We start from the raw sequence: 14,147 nt of genomic DNA, 5'->3' as shown, positions 1-14,147 counted from the left end.
GCTCCGCAACCGGAACATCCGGTATGGACGCGGAGACGGTCGACGACCTGTTGACGCGGGACCGACGGAGCGAACGGCCGGCGCTCGAGGACGCGACGGGTCGCGAGTTCGACTACCACTGGTTCTGTACGTCCACGTGGAAGGCGGGAAACTTCCTGCGCCACAGCGGCGTCCGAAACGGGGTATCCGTCGGCGTCGTCGGCGATAGCCCCTTTGCGCTGCTCGCGTTTTTCGGGACGGCCCTGCTCGAGGCGACGACGCGGTTCGATCCACCGACGAGCCTCGCGGACGAGGCCGACTTCCGGACGCTCGTCGCCCCCGTCGACGACCTCGAGCGTTACGACGTCCCCCAGGGTGCCCAGCGCGTGGGATACGGGACGCAGCCGGAACGGCCGGACGTTCACCACTTCGACGCGGGGCTGTGGAGCGAGAACCCGTCGTTCCCGCCGCTCTCGATCGATCCGGAGACGCCGTTGCTCTCCGACGGCGAACGGACGGTCTCACACGGCGACGTCGTGACCGCGGCGTCGGCGGTCGCCGACGAATACGAACTCGACGAAGACACGCGGGTCGCCGTCGCGGGAGCGCTGTCCGACCACCGGGCGGTAACGGCGGGCCTGATCGCGCCGTTGCTCGCCGGGGGAACGATCGTGCTGCTGGACGAGGGTACCGTCGCCGACCGCGCCGACGTCGCCGTCGGCGGTGACGGCGACCTCGAGCGGATCGACCTCGAGCGCGTCCCGCTCTGATGCTGCCTGCTGTCCCTGTGTCCCGAAAACCGTGAGCCGTCCGGCGGGTGCGTCGGAACTGACTCGCATTCATCGTTGTGGGGCTCTCGTCGCGACCGGCGGTTACAAGAGCCGACGCGCGAAACGCACGCGTATGCAACTCGAGTGTCTCTTCTTCGGTCCGTTTCGCGAGGACGTCGGCGAGGAGGCCGTCGACTGGGAGACCGACGCCGAGACGGTCGGTGACCTCCTCGCCGACCTCGAGACCGAGTACCCGGTTCTCGAGGGGCGACTCGTCGACGGCGACGACCTGGCCGGGGAGACGGTCGTCACGAAGAACAAGAAGGACGTTCGGCACATCGACGGCCTCGAGACCGAACTCGAGGACGGGGACGTCTACCGGCTTGTGCCGTCGGTCTACGGTGGGTAGGGTGCTTTGGCGGTCGACCGGCCAGCCGGACACGGTATCCTCGGGGCCACTCTTTTTCGCGGTGACTGTCGAAAGATAGCGTATGACAGCCGACGACCGCTGGCGAGACCTTCGAACGGCCTGTGAGCGACTCGAGCCAGGCGCAGAACTCGTGACGCCAGTCTCCGAGCGGCGGTTTCGGATCGGCGCGACCTACGGCGATCGAATCGTCGTCCGCTTTACCGACAGCGGCGAGGAGCGCCCGCTGGGACGCGAACAGTTCGAGCTATTCGTGGATCGACTGGCAGACGGGCCGATCGACGTCACGCAGTTGACGCCCGGCATCGAACCGTACGCGACGGTCCTGACGCTGTCCGACGAGTACGCGGTCGACGACGACGCCGTCACGTACGCACCCGAGGACGCGACGGCCGGCGAGACGCCGTACCTCGTCTCACCCGCGGCGGCACGCACGCGACCGGAGCGCCTCCACGACGACGCGCTGTTGCTCGCAGACCACCTCGAGCGACACGAGGTGGACGATCCGGGGTCGCTCGAGACCGACGCACTGGCCGATCGGTACGTCCTGCTGTCGGACGTCCAGCGCGGTGCCGACCGGCTTCGGCGGGAGGCCAGCGAGGTGGTACTCGACCGCCTGGGACCGGGTCAGTCGCTGCGCGGCCGGTTCGGAACGGTCCACCGGACGACGCGTGAGCGACGACGGCCGAAAGACGAGGCGACGGTGCTCGACGCGCTCGACGAGCACGGCGTTCCCCACGAGTGGGTACTCGGGATCGACCCGGACAAACTCGACGTCGTGGTCGCCGCGACCGACCTCTCCGAAGCGGAGGTGTACGACGTCGACGAACAGGTCTATGCCCAGAAGACGGGCGTCGACGAGGACGAGAAGTTCTCGCGCCTGCAGGGACTCGCCGACAGGATCGACGAACTCGAGGGCGAAGACGGCGAGCAACTCCGCGCGGAACTCGAGGACCTCGAGGATCGGATCGACGAGGCGCTGTCGGCCGACTAGCGATGTCATAGAACGGCATGATCTACGATGTGAGCGCCCTGATTCGATAAGTCAGAGGGTCTATGCAGCAAATCGGTGACTATAGAGAGTATACCCTCATAGACGGTATCCTCGGGACCAATCAGTTTTCAACCTCATACTTCCAAGCCAGTAACCCGAAGCTGACCAAGACCGTGGCCGGACCTAAAATATCCACTATGGTTCCAAAGGCACCATTCCCTCCCAACAGATACGCACCGATAGCAACGAGTAACATAATGACCGCCCACCCGCGAAGTAGCCGCTTTACAGGAACTGATCCTGTGCTGTCATCCGAGACGGTCACATTATATCAAAAATACAATTTCCAGTGATTAAATTCTTTGATACCGTCTGAATATGAGGTGAGTGATTGCTCAGAATGACCCACCCCATATCAATACACAAAAATATCTCAACTACGGTTGCAATTATGCCAAGTGAGAATAAAATAGCACAGTAATTTTATTATATATTACTTCAATTTTAATTTAACTACTATAATATAATTCTAAGTTCGTTCAGTTCGCGCTTTGTATCTTGCACGGCAGCGAGAACATCTATTGAAACTGGCAGAATGTCCAGCAATAAATACGCACGACCTACGTATCGGTCAATTCACCACCGAAGTGGGTGTAATCAACACCGTGGAAAGGGTTCTGTGACACCCCCGACTGGGGATCAGTCCGCCGAGGGTGCGACCAGGTCGACCGTGGCGTCGGGGACGGTCCCGTCGTCGTTCCAGTCGCGGGCGTCGTAGTACTCGCCGATCGCCGCCTCGAGATCTGGAATCTCGTAGGGGAGACGGTCGTCCTCGCGGTCGAAGCCGCGCTGGTTGTTGAAGTGGCGTTCGAGTTCGACCGTCTTCGCCCCCACCTCGAGCAACGCGTCGTGGTCGGCGTCGAACAGCGCCTCGAGGCGGTCGTCGGTCACGTAGTCGCTGCCGAAGGCACAGACGATCCCGGAGTCGCGGAAGGCGGCGCGATTTTCCTGTTCGACGAGCGTCTCGGCCTTGCCGAGCGTCCCCTCTGGATCGAGTTCGCCGCTGTACTCGAGACTGAGCATGCCGGCGTACATGTGGTCGCCACCCCGGTTGGCGACGGCGTAGGACAGCCCCTGTCCGTGGAGGACGCGACCGTCGTGGGCGGCGAACTCCATGCCCTTGACGGTGTAGTCGTCGACGCCCAGGTCGTCGTGGACGCGGGCGACGCCTTCCGCGAGGTCGTCGCCGATGCCCTCGCGGTAGGCAATCTTTTCGGTGACCTCCTGTGCGAGGTCGGCGTTGCCGAACTCGTCTTCTGCGGCGAGGTAGGCCGCGACGGTCACGCCTGCAGAGATGGTGTCCATGCCGAGCGTGTCACACAGTTCGTTCGCCTTCATCACGTCGACGATGTCGCCGACGCCGTGGCTGGAGCCGAAGGCGTAGACGGTCTCGAACTCCGGCCCCTCGGTCTCGACGCCAGTCTCCTCGTCGCGGGTGGGCAGCTTGCAGGCGTAGGCACACGCCGAACACGCGCCTTTCTTGTACTTTTTCTCCTCGACGGCGTTGCCGCCGATTCCCTCGACGTTCTCGAACTGGTACTCCTGGAAGTACCGCGTCGGCAGCGAGAAGTTGTCGTTGATGAACTCCGTGCCGCCGGTCGTCCCCTGGCGTCGCATCAGGTCGTCCGACGTCGCGGCCTCGCGGTGGACGTCCATCTGTACTGGCGGGATCTCGACGTCTGGGTCGGCATCGCCGTCGAAGGTGACGCACTTGACGTTTTTCGACCCGAGCACCGCGCCGAGGCCGCCGCGGCCGAACGCCCGCGAGTCGAACGTCATCACCGAGGCGAAGCGCACGAGGTTCTCACCTGCGGGTCCGATCGCGATGCAGTGTTCCGGCCCGAGGTCGTGGTGCTCGGCCACGTAGTCGGACGTTTCGGGGACGGTGGCTCCCTCGAGTTCGGGCACCGCCTCGAACTCGACGCCGTCGTCGGTGACGTGGATGGCGAGCAACTCGTCGCTCTCGCCGACGACCTCGAGGACGCTGATGCCGGCGCTCGTGAAGTTTCGCGAGAGGTAGCCGCCAGCGTTCGTCGAGACGAGACCGTCGGTCAGCGGCGAGAGGCCGGTCATGTTCATCCGGCCGGTAAAGGACATCCGACTCTGCTGGAGCGGGCCGGTCGAGAGGTACGCCCGGTTTTCCGGACCGAACGGATCGGCGTCGAACGGGATGCGTTCGTGTGCGAGCGCTGTCGCGACGGCTCGACCGCCGACGTACGTCTCGAGGACGTCGTCGACGTCCGTTTTCGTCGCGGTTCGATCGCTCACGTCGACGGTGAGCAGCGGACCAGTAGCGTGGCGCATACTGGGACGTACGTGGCGAGAAATATAGATTGTATCAATCCGATGCCGTCGCCGATTCGATCGCAGGGCCAGCCTATCGACGGCGGGTGGAACGGCCGTCGTGAAGGCGAGCGGTCGGCAGCGTCGATCCTGGCGGACGGAGCGCGGGTCGAGCGTCGAGCTACCGCCAGAACGAGGCATTCCCCAGACAGTATAACAACGCGATCCACCCGACGAAAAGTCCCGCAACGACGACCAGAAAGTCCGCCAGACACGTCTCGAAGATAACGCAGTAGCCGACGCCAACTGTAAGTAGAACCAGGGCGAGAGCAAACAGTATATGACAGCGACGTTCAACTTTCGGCTCCATGTACTGCCATAGTACAATCGGACCTAAATAGTTATATCAGGCAGAAATGATCTTCTTGCGACCAGGAACACTGTCTGTTCGGTACACATACTTTTCTAGCGGACGGTGGTGGCCCGACGACCGGTGGTGGACGTGCGACCCGTTTCAGGACCGTCGGTCCTCGAGTGGGTCACTCCGAGTCGTCTTCGGACTGTGGCCCGCCGCCAGTCTGAGCCTCTTCGGCCTCGCCCCAGCCGCCGGCGTCGACGACTTCGAAGAGCTTGCGCCAGTTCTCGTCGTCTTCGCTCTCGGGAAGCTGGTCGCGAAGCTGCTGGAAGTCCGAGGGTGGAACCGCCGTCCGCACGAGATCGACGACGACCCGGGAGTGGTAGGCCGCCTCTGGTGCGTCTACGTTCTCGATCTCGCTGACCCGGTCGACGAACTCGTGCCAGTCGAACCGCTGGCCGTGTTCGTGGACGGCTCCGGTCAGGTACCAGCCGATCTCCATCGGGAGCGACGCGGCGAGATCCTCGGCGTTCCCTTCGGGGATGCGCTGGCCGAGCGTCGTGAGCGTCGCCCGGATCGTGCGGACCGTCCTGCCCGTGTCCGGAAGTTCGAGTCGGTGCTGAATCTGGCCTGTGAACTCGTCGAAGTTCATGCGGCTAACACGTCCACACGGAGCATGGTGAATCTTGGCGGGGATTGCGGGGCTGATCCCGGCGTCGCGAATCGCTGTCCTCGGGTCGGTCGAGCGCTGTTCGCCTCGAGCGACGCTGTCTTTACTCCTCGCGCGTGGCGACGTAGTCGCACTCGCTCACACACTCCTCCTTGAGGGGGTCTTCGCCGAGCACCTGTTCGGGCCTCGCTCCGCTCCGGAAGACGGTGACACCCTTGACGCCGAGGTCCCGTGCGGTGCGGAAGACGTCCGCGACGTCCTCGACGGACGCCGATCGGGGGAGATTCACCGTCTTGCTCACCGCGTTGTCGACGTGTTCCTGGAACGCGGCCTGGATGCGGAGGTGGCCCTCGGCGGGCACGTCGTGGGCCGTGTGGAACAGCGGCTTCACGTCGTCGGGTATCTCCTCGACGTCCTGGATCGTGGTTCGGTCGCGGAGGTCCGCCACGAGGTCCTCGGAGTAGAATCCGCGCTCTTTCGCGAGGTCGACGAACCGATCGTCGACGATCTCGAGGCCGCCCACGACGTGTTTCGTATAGGCCACGTTGTAGATCGGTTCGATGCTGGCCGAGCAGCCGGCGATGAGCGAGATCGTCCCCGTGGGGGCGATGGTGGTGGTCGTGGCGTTGCGCATCGGCTCCTCGCGGGTGGAGTCGTCCCACTCCGGAAACGGCCCGCGTTCCGCAGCCAGTTCTCTCGAGGCCGCCCACGACTCGTCGTGGACGAACGCCATCACCTCGTCGGCGACTGCGACGGCCTCCGCCGAGTAGTACGGGACGCGAAGGTCGATGAGCAGGTCGTGAAAGCCCATCACGCCCAGGCCGATCTTGCGGGTTCTGGCCATCGTCGCCTCGATTTCCGGGACCGGAAACGTCGACGCCTCGATGGCGTCGTCGAGAAAGCGCACGGCGAGGTGGACGGTCTCGCGGAGTTTCGCCCAGTCGATCTCGTCGCCGTCGGTGTGCCGGGCGAGGTTGATCGACCCGAGGACGCAGGCCTCGTAGGGGAGCAGCGGCACCTCGCCGCAGGGGTTCGTCGCCTCGAGTCGACCGAGGTGTGGCGTCGGGTTGTCCTCGTTGATCGCGTCCAGAAAGAGGATGCCGGGGTCGCCGGTCTCCCAGGCCATCTCGGCGATCAGATCGAAGAGAGCGTCGGGATCGATCCGCTCGACGACCTCGCCCGTCCGCGGATTGACGAGGGCGTAGGGCTCGTCGGCGTCGGAGGCTGCCCAGAACGCCGCGTCGGTCGCCACCGAGAGGTTGAAGTTCTGGAAGGCGTCCGTCTCCGCCTTGGCGGTGACGAACGACTGGACGTCGGGGTGAGACGCCTCGAGGACGCCCATGTTCGCCCCGCGTCGACGGCCGCCCTGTTTGATCTGCTCGGTGGCGGCGTCGAAGATCCGCATAAAACTCACCGGCCCCGACGCCACGCCGTCCGTCTTCATCACGACGTCGCCTTCGGGGCGGAGGTTCGAGAACGAAAAGCCGGTGCCGCCACCGCTCTGGTGGACCAGCGCGGTCTGTTCGAGCGCGGTGAAGATCGACTCGAGGGAGTCCTCGATCGGCAGGACGAAGCAGGCGGCGAGTTGCTGGAGGTCCGTCCCGGCGTTCATCAGCGTCGGCGAGTTGGGGAGGAACTCGAGGGCGGTCATCGCCTCGTAGAACGCCCGTTCGGTCGCGTCGACGTCGCCGCCGAATCGCGCTTCGACCTGGGCGAGGGTTTCCGCGACGCGACCAAAGAGTTCCGCTGGCGTCTCGACGACCTCGCCGTCCTCGTCGCGTTGCAGGTACCGCCGACGGAGGACCGTCTCGGCGACTGTGTCGAGTGTGTCCATATCTCGTACTCCGGGTCGCAGACAGTAAGAGATTGGCCGCTCGTCGACCGGGGACCGACCTGACGAGCGTGAAGACGTTCTCGGTCGCGTGAGTACCCGAAAGACGATCTGGGTGTTGCTGGTACAACCTCGTATGGTCGAGACGGAGTGGCCGGAACTCGGCGGCGCGGAGGTACAGTACGGCGACCACACGTGGGAGCTCACCGGCATGGTCGACGTCGGCAACACCGGCGACGTTCTGGCGGTCGAAGCGAAACAGGTAGACGATGTCCGCCAGCGGAGGGCCACCCTCCGGTTCGGTCTGGAAGACGATTCCCACGCCCTGAACCCCGGCGATCTGGGAACGCACTTCGACAGACTCGAGCGAGCGCGAAACGCGCAGTATCTCGTCGTCAAAAAGGAGCCGCGGACGTATCGGTACGAACTGCGCGGAATCGAGTACGAGTGATCCTGTCGGACGTGACTGTGTGCCGACCCGCCCTCGAGTGGGTATTATTGACGTGGCCGACGAAGAACTGTCCATGACGCTCGTTGCCTTCGACTTCGACGAGACACTCACCCAGTGGGATCTCTCGGTTCTCCTCGGCAGAGAGTACGACGTCGGGAGTGAGATTCGTGGCCTCCTCGAGCAGGGGCTGCGCGACGAGGTGGACTTCGAGACGAGCCTCCGACAGCGCGTCTCGCTCCTCGAAGGAATGCCGGAAGAGCGCGTCGACGCCGCGTTCGAGCGGTGTACGTTGCGCGACGGCGCTGCCGAGTTGCTCACCGACCTCCGACGATCCGACGTGTCCGTGGCGATCGTTACCGGCAGTTTCGAGCGCGGCGTGGAGGCGGCGCTCGAGCGAGCCGAGGTCGCGGTCGATCACCTCGTCGCGAACCGACTCGTGCTGGAAAACGGTGCGCTGACGGGCGACGTCGACGGCCCGCTGCTCGAGGGCCAGAAGGATCAGGCGCTCGTAGAACTCGCCGTCGCCGAGGGGACCGACCTCGACCGGACGATCGCGGTCGGCGGCGGGGCGACCGACGTCCCGATGCTCCAGGCGGCCGGGGCCGCCGTCGGATACGACCCGGAGCAGGCCGTCGAACGGTACTGCGACGACGTCGTGACGTCGATGCGAAAACTCCGCCTCTACTTCGAACAGCACGACGTCGTCGAGACGGGCGGGGCCGAACGCTGATCGGGTGGCCCCTGCGAGTTATATATAGGCACGTCACGTTCTGCGACCCGGGAGCGCAACTTGCGACGCAATCGACGCACGACGAGAGCCGTCGGCCGTCTCCTCGGTACCGAGGACGTGCGTGACGATAACGATCGTCGGGGACCTGCTGTTCGGTGGACGCTGCCGGCAGCGGCGTCCCGACAGGAGAACAGACCGCTCGACCGAGCAAACTCACACAGATCATGGACATCGCTGACATCGTTTCGAAAGAATACGTCGAATTCACTCCGGAGACGCCCGTCTCGAAGCTCGTCGGGACGTTCGCGGATACCGACGTCGAGGGCGTCGTGATACACGGCGACGAGTTCGAGGGGGTCGTCACCAGGAGACAACTCGTCACCTCACATCGCAAACCCAACGAAAAGCTCGAGTCGCTCACCTGGCACGTCCCCCGGCTCGCGCCCGACGAGGACATTCGCAAGGTGGCACAGCTCATGATCGACGGCGATTCCCAGTTGCTGCCCGTGTTCGAAGGACGGGAGCTGATCGGCGTCGTCACCGCCGACGCGATCCTCCGGAAGGTCGAGCCGTTCCTCGACGCGGCGACCGTCGCCGAGGCTCACTCTGCCGACCTCGTCTCGGTCGACCCGGCGTCGACCCTCGGAAACGCGCTCAACGTCTTCCGGGAGAACCGAATTACGCACCTCCCGGTCGTCGAGGACGACACGGCGGTCGGCATCCTCAGCCTCTACGACGTGACCGACCTCACGGTCCGAGCCGAGGTGCAAAGCCAGGGCGGTGACGCCGGCGGGAGGGACCCGTTCGGGGGAGAGATATCCACCAGCACCGCTCGCGCACGCCGCGGCGGCTTCGGCGCGCGGGAGGGAGAGTCGGCACGAATGCTGGATCTGCCAGTTCGAGACGTCATGGCCTCGCCGGTGCGGACGATTCGGCCGAGCGAGACGCTCGACGTGGCCGTCGACGAGATGTTCGAGATCGACGCGTCGTCGCTGGTCGTCACGGACGACGGCTCCCCACACGGAATCGTCACGAAGACCGACGTCCTCGACTCGCTCACGTGGGAAGCCGGCGGCAACCGGAGCGTCCAGGTCTACGGGATCGACATGGTCGACGACGTATCCTACGACGAGATCGTGGCGATGGTCGAGAAGTTCGACGACAGAGACCACGAGATGAACGTGCTGGACGCGAAGGTCCACCTCCACGAACACGACGAGACCCGCCGCGGGCGACCACTCCTGCTCGCCCGCATCCGCCTGCACACCGACCGGGGCCTGTACGTCGCCTCCGGCGAGGGGTACGGCGCGAGTCACGCGCTCAACGAGGCACGCGAGGTCCTCGAGCGACAGATCCGCGACGAGAAGACCTACGGACGGAGCAAGAAGCCACCGAGCGAAGAGTTCTGGGAGAAACGCTTCGGCTGGCTGCTCGAGGAGTGATCGCTTCGTTCTCGTTCGACGAGCATCTCACAACGCCGTCGTACGACGGGCCGAGAACGGTGCGCGTCCCGAAGGTTAAGGAGACGGTCTGCGAATCCCTGCGCAATGGTCGACCCGGTCGGCGACTCGCTCGGCTTGCTGGTGTTTCGCGTCGCGATCGCGTTCGGCATCGGCGCGCTCGTCGGACTGGAGCGAGAGCAAAGCGAGTCCGGTGGGGCTTTCGCCGGAAGTCGCACGTTTCCGCTGTTCGCGCTCCTCGGTGCGCTCGTCCAGGCGTTCTTCCCGTCGATGCTCGCCGTCGTGGTGGTCGCCCTGACGATTCCGTTGACGGTGGCGTACGTCGGGAAGGTCTGGCTCGAACGCGACATCGGACTCACGACGCTGATGGCCGCACTGCTCACCGTCGTCCTCGGGGCGATGACGACCCACTCGGAGCGCGGAGCCGTCCTCGCGGTCATCGTCGCCGGCGTCGTCACGGCGATTCTCTCCGCGAAAGGGCCGATCCACGGGTTCGCAGACCGGATCGACGAGCGCGAACGCCGTGCCTCGGTCAAGTTCATCCTCGTCGTCCTGGTCGTCTTTCCGCTGTTACCCGACCGCGAACTCGAGGTGCTGTTCGGGCTCAACCCGCGGTTCGTCTGGCTCATGGTGGTGTTCGTCACCGGACTGAGCTTCGTCGCCTACGTCCTGAGCCGAGTCGTCGGGGCAAAGCGGGGCATCGCGCTGACGGGTGTGCTGGGCGGGTTCGTCTCCTCGACCGCGACGACGGTCTCGATGGCCGAACGAGCGAGTCAGACGCCCTCGCTCTATCGAGTGTGTGCGTTCTCGACGGTCGTCGCGTCGCTCGTGATGTTTCCTCGTGCTCTCGTCGAGGTCGCCGTCGTCAACCGGGAGCTACTCCCCGCCGTCGCCGTCCCGCTCGGGGCGATGACCGTGTTCGGATCGATCGTCGCCGTGGCCGTCTACAGGCAAGCGGCCACGACGGCCGACGTCGAGACCGAGATCGAGAACCCATTTCGGCTGCGACCGGCGCTGTTCTTCGGGGCGGTCTTCGCCGTGGTCTTGCTCGTCTCCGAGTCTGCCTACTCGTGGTTCGGGTCGTCGGGCGTCTACGTGACGGCGTTCGTCTCGGGACTCGCCGACGTGGACGCGATCACGATCACGCTGAGTCGGCTCGCCGCCGAGGACACGATCTCACAGCAAGTTGCGACGACTGGCATCGTCGTCGGCGCCGTCGCGAACACCCTCGTGAAGGTGGGGCTCGTGTGGCTCCTCGGAACCTACCAACTCGCTCGCCTGGTGACGGCCGTTCTCGGGGCCGTCTCGATCGTCGGCCTCCTGTTCGTCGTTGCCGTGTGACCTCGAGGGGCCTGGTCAGGCCCGGATGAGTTCGAGGACGCGCTCGTAGTACCGGCCGAATCCGTCGTCGGAACGCGACCTGGGTCGCTCGAGGCCGACGTCGACGACCTCGCGAACGCGGCCGGGTTCGCTGTCCATGACGACGATGCGATCCGCGAGCGTGATCGCCTCCTCGACGTCGTGGGTGACGAACAGGATTGTCTTGCCGGTCTCGCGCCAGACCTCGAGCAGTTCGTCCTGGAGCATCTCCCTGGTCTGGGCGTCGACCGCGCCGAACGGCTCGTCCATCAACAGGAGTTCGGGATCGACCGCCAGCGCGCGGGCGATCGCGACGCGCTGTTTCATCCCGCCGGAGAGTTCTTTCGGGTAGCTGTCCCCGAACTCCTCGAGGCCGACGAGCGAGAGGAGTCGCCGGACGCGTTCGTCACGCTCGGTTGCCGTGAGAGCCTGCTTCTCGAGGCCGAAGCCGACGTTTCCGGCGACCGTCCGCCAGGGAAAGAGAAGGTACTCCTGGAAGACGACGCCGAGTTCGGGGCCCGGTCCGTCGACTGGCTCGCCGTCGAGCGAGACGGTGCCGGCAGTCGCCGACTCGAGGCCGGCGATGATCCGAAAGAGCGTGGTCTTGCCACAGCCGGAGGGGCCGACGATGCAGACGAACTCGCCGGGATCGACCGCGAAGGAGACGTCCTCGAGCGCTCGCACGGGCTCTTGTGCACTCGAGTAGTGCTTGCTGACGCCGTCGACGACGACGTGGGCACGGTCGCCCTCGAGGTCGGCATCGTCTACCGCCACGCCAGAACCCTCCGTTGGACGGCGCGAAACGCCACGTCGACGAGCAAGAACAGCAGGCTCAACACGAGAATGTAGGTGATGACGACGTCGACCTGCAGGTTGTTCGAGGCGCGCAGGATCCGGCGACCGATACCGGGGACGCCGAATATCTCGGCGGCGACGACGAGCATCCAGCAGCGGCCGATGCCGGTTCGAATGCCGGTCGTGACGTCCGGGAGGGCGGCGGGGAGGACGACCGAGCGGACGAGCTCGAGGTCGCCCTGGACGCCCAGGCTGCGGGCGACGTCGAGCAGGTCCGACGAGACGCCCTCGACGCCCCCGTAGGCGGCGTAGAAGTTGATCCAGAACGCGCCGACCGCGATGATGAACGCGGCACCGGCGTGGTTGATGCCGAACCACGCGACGGCGAAGCCGATCAGCGCCAGCGGCGGGACGGGGCGGAGCACGCGGACGGTCGGCGCGGCGACGCCGTCGAGCAGCGGGCTCCACGCGAGGGCGACGCCGGCGGCGATGCCGAGCGTCGTCCCGACGACGGTACCGGGGAGCCAGTGGCGGACGCTCTGTCCGAGCGCGGCCGCCATCTCGCCCGACGCTGCTTCGGCGTAGAACGTCTCGGCGACGGCGGGCGGCGACGGCAGCACGTACGCCGGCTGAAACAGCGAGACGAGCCACCACGCCGCGACGAAGGCGACGATACCCGCAACCCCGAGTAGGGCTCGTTTCGGACGGAACTCGACGACCGATACGCCGGTGTCGTCTTCCGTCCGAGCGCGTCCGTCACCGACGTCGGTCGCCATCGTTCACACCTCCGTTCATAGGTCGTCGTAGACGCTGTAGTCGAATATCTGCTCGAGCGACAGCTGCTCGTCGATCTGGCCGTTCTCGTGGGCAAACTGCGCGAAGATCTCCGTCCCGTTCTCGATCTCCCGCGGGTCGCTCACGAAGTTCGAGAGCGGGCCCTGCAACGCCGCCAGCGCCTGCTCCTCGGGCAGCCCGATGGCGTCCTCGACGATGGCGGCGGTCGCTTCGGGCTCGTTCCCGATGAACTCGGTCGCCCTGACGTGTTGCTCGAGGAACTGGGTGGCGACGTCCGTGTCACGGACGGCGTCGCTGACGAGCGTCACCGCCGCTGGCTGGCCGGGCATGATCTCGGCGGCGGTCCGGAACGACTGTATCGCCGTCCCTTCCCGTTCGGCGCGGGTCGGGACGGGCTCCATGATCGACGTGCCGTCGACTTCGCCGCTGGCGATGGCCTGCCAGACGGCGTTCGCGCCGCCTATCTCGACGACGTCGGCCACCTCCTCGGGAGCGACGCCTTCCACGTCCTGGAGCCAGTACCGGAGCAAGACGTCGGGGACCGACCCCTGCGGGAAGGTCCCGAACCGGAACTTGCGACCGTGTTCTTCCTCCCAGACGTCGAAGGCGTCGACACCGTGGTCGGCCCAGAGGGCCTGGAACTCCTCGTGGACCATGACCGCCATCGGCTCTTTGATGTTCGTCGCCGCGACCTTCGCGGGGAGCCCACGATCGATGACGATCATCGCCGGGACGATGCCGAACATGGCGATATCGACCTCGCCGCCGCCGTACGCCTGGACGATCGCCGGTCCGTCGGTAAACTCCCGGCCGTCGATCTCCGCATCGACGTCCGCGAAGTACCCTTCCGCCTCCATCACGAAGTACTGGAGGTCGGGGAAGATCGGCATGTACGCGACGGTGAGTTCGTCGTCGCTGCCAAGACAGCCGGCGATTCCGACCGCGGCCGTCGCACCAGCTCCTTCGAGATACCTCCGCCGAGAGATCCGTGTCGGCTCGAGCGTCATTACCCGTGATACCGACCGACGACTTATGGCCGAACGGGTGACGACAAGTCGCCCCTCGACTTCAGACGGGCCGAAACGACCGTCGTCTGCCGGACGGCACCGGTGTGTCGCGGCTCACCCGGAGAACCGGCCCGACTCGATCGTCGTAGGTACTGGCCAAACTGCCCGGGAAGCGTGTCAC

Annotated in this window: 13 protein-coding genes; 7 read left to right on the top strand and 6 right to left on the bottom strand. The window is 65.4% G+C overall.

What is annotated here, in order from left to right:
- Positions 1-23 precede the first annotated feature (23 nt).
- From MU558_RS18265 to MU558_RS18255, 3 genes are all read left to right on the top strand, one after another.
- Complete coding sequence (locus MU558_RS18265) at positions 24-749, top strand: acyl-CoA synthetase family protein (protein WP_246970512.1); 726 nt, start codon at positions 24-26, stop codon at positions 747-749.
- 133 nt (positions 750-882) lie between these two features.
- Complete coding sequence (locus MU558_RS18260) at positions 883-1,158, top strand: ubiquitin-like small modifier protein 1 (RefSeq protein ID WP_246970510.1); 276 nt, start codon at positions 883-885, stop codon at positions 1,156-1,158.
- Positions 1,159-1,240: 82 nt separating this feature from the next.
- A complete protein-coding gene (locus tag MU558_RS18255) occupies positions 1,241-2,170 on the top strand; it encodes a DUF7983 family protein (RefSeq protein ID WP_246970507.1) in 930 nt (309 codons plus the stop codon).
- A gap of 699 nt (positions 2,171-2,869) precedes the next feature.
- Here the strand turns inward: MU558_RS18255 and MU558_RS18250 are convergent.
- The 3 genes from MU558_RS18250 to MU558_RS18235 all read right to left on the bottom strand — a co-directional run bounded on the left by MU558_RS18250 (position 2,870) and on the right by MU558_RS18235 (position 7,372).
- A complete protein-coding gene (locus tag MU558_RS18250) occupies positions 2,870-4,534 on the bottom strand; it encodes an aldehyde ferredoxin oxidoreductase family protein (protein ID WP_246970505.1) in 1,665 nt (554 codons plus the stop codon).
- 518 nt (positions 4,535-5,052) lie between these two features.
- Positions 5,053-5,520, bottom strand: a complete 468-nt coding sequence (locus MU558_RS18240) for a DUF2267 domain-containing protein (protein ID WP_246970501.1) — start codon at positions 5,518-5,520, stop codon at positions 5,053-5,055.
- Between the two features lie 121 nt (positions 5,521-5,641).
- Positions 5,642-7,372 (bottom strand): adenosylcobalamin-dependent ribonucleoside-diphosphate reductase, encoded by a 1,731-nt coding sequence (locus MU558_RS18235; protein ID WP_246970498.1) that lies wholly within the window; start codon positions 7,370-7,372, stop codon positions 5,642-5,644.
- A 133-nt stretch (positions 7,373-7,505) separates the two neighbouring features.
- On the opposite strand from MU558_RS18235, the gene MU558_RS18230 reads away from it, so the two are divergent.
- The 4 genes from MU558_RS18230 (at position 7,506) to MU558_RS18215 (ending at position 11,351) form a co-directional block, all read left to right on the top strand.
- Positions 7,506-7,820, top strand: a complete 315-nt coding sequence (locus MU558_RS18230; protein WP_246970496.1) for a hypothetical protein — start codon at positions 7,506-7,508, stop codon at positions 7,818-7,820.
- A gap of 73 nt (positions 7,821-7,893) precedes the next feature.
- Positions 7,894-8,550 (top strand): HAD family hydrolase, encoded by a 657-nt coding sequence (locus MU558_RS18225; protein ID WP_246970488.1) that lies wholly within the window; start codon positions 7,894-7,896, stop codon positions 8,548-8,550.
- 224 nt (positions 8,551-8,774) lie between these two features.
- Positions 8,775-9,992, top strand: a complete 1,218-nt coding sequence (locus tag MU558_RS18220) for a CBS domain-containing protein (protein ID WP_246975050.1) — start codon at positions 8,775-8,777, stop codon at positions 9,990-9,992.
- Between the two features lie 105 nt (positions 9,993-10,097).
- The gene (locus MU558_RS18215) at positions 10,098-11,351 is read left to right on the top strand and encodes an MgtC/SapB family protein (protein WP_246970485.1); all 1,254 of its coding nucleotides are present in this window, start codon (positions 10,098-10,100) and stop codon (positions 11,349-11,351) included.
- Positions 11,352-11,366: 15 nt separating this feature from the next.
- Here the strand turns inward: MU558_RS18215 and MU558_RS18210 are convergent, their stop codons facing one another.
- Genes MU558_RS18210 through MU558_RS18200 form a run of 3 tightly spaced genes read right to left on the bottom strand, consistent with a single transcriptional unit; the run spans position 11,367 to position 13,966 of the window.
- Positions 11,367-12,143: an ABC transporter ATP-binding protein gene (locus tag MU558_RS18210; RefSeq protein ID WP_246970483.1), complete on the bottom strand. Its 777-nt coding sequence runs from the start codon at positions 12,141-12,143 to the stop codon at positions 11,367-11,369.
- A complete protein-coding gene (locus MU558_RS18205) occupies positions 12,134-12,940 on the bottom strand; it encodes an ABC transporter permease (protein ID WP_246970480.1) in 807 nt (268 codons plus the stop codon). The genes MU558_RS18210 and MU558_RS18205 overlap by 10 nt, the downstream gene beginning before the upstream one ends.
- Positions 12,941-12,955: 15 nt before the next feature.
- A complete protein-coding gene (locus tag MU558_RS18200) occupies positions 12,956-13,966 on the bottom strand; it encodes an ABC transporter substrate-binding protein (protein WP_246970477.1) in 1,011 nt (336 codons plus the stop codon).
- Positions 13,967-14,147: the final 181 nt, after the last annotated feature.

This window comes from Natribaculum luteum (assembly GCF_023008545.1).
GTDB classification, from domain to species: Archaea; Halobacteriota; Halobacteria; order Halobacteriales; family Natrialbaceae; genus Natribaculum; species Natribaculum luteum.
This window is presented reverse-complemented; position numbering and strand designations above follow the sequence as displayed.

Excerpts from the sequence above, each read along its gene's own strand:
- MU558_RS18205 (WP_246970480.1), bottom strand. The coding sequence starts at position 12,940 with ATGGCGACCGACGTCGGTGACGGACGCGCTCGGACGGAAGACGACACC.
- MU558_RS18260 (WP_246970510.1), top strand. The coding sequence starts at position 883 with ATGCAACTCGAGTGTCTCTTCTTCGGTCCGTTTCGCGAGGACGTCGGC.
- MU558_RS18200 (WP_246970477.1), bottom strand. The coding sequence starts at position 13,966 with ATGACGCTCGAGCCGACACGGATCTCTCGGCGGAGGTATCTCGAAGGA.
- MU558_RS18265 (WP_246970512.1), top strand. The coding sequence starts at position 24 with ATGGACGCGGAGACGGTCGACGACCTGTTGACGCGGGACCGACGGAGC.
- MU558_RS18225 (WP_246970488.1), top strand. The coding sequence starts at position 7,894 with ATGACGCTCGTTGCCTTCGACTTCGACGAGACACTCACCCAGTGGGAT.
- MU558_RS18250 (WP_246970505.1), bottom strand. The coding sequence starts at position 4,534 with ATGCGCCACGCTACTGGTCCGCTGCTCACCGTCGACGTGAGCGATCGA.
- MU558_RS18235 (WP_246970498.1), bottom strand. The coding sequence starts at position 7,372 with ATGGACACACTCGACACAGTCGCCGAGACGGTCCTCCGTCGGCGGTAC.
- MU558_RS18230 (WP_246970496.1), top strand. The coding sequence starts at position 7,506 with ATGGTCGAGACGGAGTGGCCGGAACTCGGCGGCGCGGAGGTACAGTAC.
- MU558_RS18215 (WP_246970485.1), top strand. The coding sequence starts at position 10,098 with ATGGTCGACCCGGTCGGCGACTCGCTCGGCTTGCTGGTGTTTCGCGTC.
- MU558_RS18220 (WP_246975050.1), top strand. The coding sequence starts at position 8,775 with ATGGACATCGCTGACATCGTTTCGAAAGAATACGTCGAATTCACTCCG.
- MU558_RS18240 (WP_246970501.1), bottom strand. The coding sequence starts at position 5,520 with ATGAACTTCGACGAGTTCACAGGCCAGATTCAGCACCGACTCGAACTT.
- MU558_RS18255 (WP_246970507.1), top strand. The coding sequence starts at position 1,241 with ATGACAGCCGACGACCGCTGGCGAGACCTTCGAACGGCCTGTGAGCGA.